Below are 756 nucleotides of genomic sequence, written 5' to 3' on the forward strand. Positions count from 1 at the left end.
GGGCTGTCGGCCAGGGTGCGGGCCTGGCCACGGTTGCCGATGACCACGACGGTGTCCAGGGGGTTGTCGCTGGCCGGGGCGTCGGCGGCGAGGGTCAGGCTGCTATAGCTGACGGCCTCGCACACGGCGAGGAACAACAGGGTATGGGCGAAAGCCTTGCCGGGTTGGCGGCGGCCGGCGGCGCGTGATGGATTCATGATGTGCAACACTCCAGTGTGGTTAGGCAACGGGCCTTGTTCGAGGACGGCTTGTTAAGTTCAAGCTCTGGTGGAGGCAGGAGAGCAAAGGCTGTGCCATCGCTGAAAAGTCTTGGATAACAAGGAGTTGTTGGAGGGTTTGCGGGGCGGCTGGTGTTTTTCTAACAGGCGGAAGGGCAGGGTGTTGGTTTTTGTGCAGGGGATTTTTTCGCGAAGCTGCTAGCGTACGCTGGGCCGGGGGAGCGCCTCCTTGGCACACCCCTTGCTCTCCCCACGCCATACCTAAACCCAAGGAAGCTTTTCTGTATGCCTAGACCTGGCCCGCGCAACGCCCTCACTGATATTCCCGGCCTGGAGGTTGGCCACGCCACAGACCTGTACGCCGACACCGGCGTCACGGTGATCCGCCCGGATGGTTTCTGGACTGCCAGTATCGACATTCGCGGTGGAGGCCCAGGTGGTCGCGAAACCGCGGCGCTGGAGCCGGAGAACATGGTGGGCCAGCTGCACGCGCTGGTGTTTGCCGGTGGCTCGGTGTTTGGCCTGGCGGCGGCGGATG

The 756-nt window shown here is 63.5% G+C and carries 2 protein-coding genes; one reads left to right on the plus strand and one right to left on the minus strand.

The window, feature by feature from the left end; genetic code table 11:
• Positions 1 to 197 (minus strand): hypothetical protein (locus HX846_RS37155; RefSeq protein ID WP_178967457.1); only part of this gene is annotated, 197 nt, incomplete at its 3' end.
• Between the two features lie 306 nt (positions 198 to 503).
• Here HX846_RS37155 and HX846_RS37160 point away from each other — a divergent pair.
• The coding region (locus HX846_RS37160) for a P1 family peptidase (RefSeq protein ID WP_178967458.1) at positions 504 to 756 on the plus strand (253 nt) is incomplete at its 3' end.

Origin of the sequence: Pseudomonas sp. K5002 (genome assembly GCF_013386655.1) — a bacterium.
In the GTDB taxonomy this organism is placed as follows: Bacteria; Pseudomonadota; Gammaproteobacteria; order Pseudomonadales; family Pseudomonadaceae; genus Aquipseudomonas.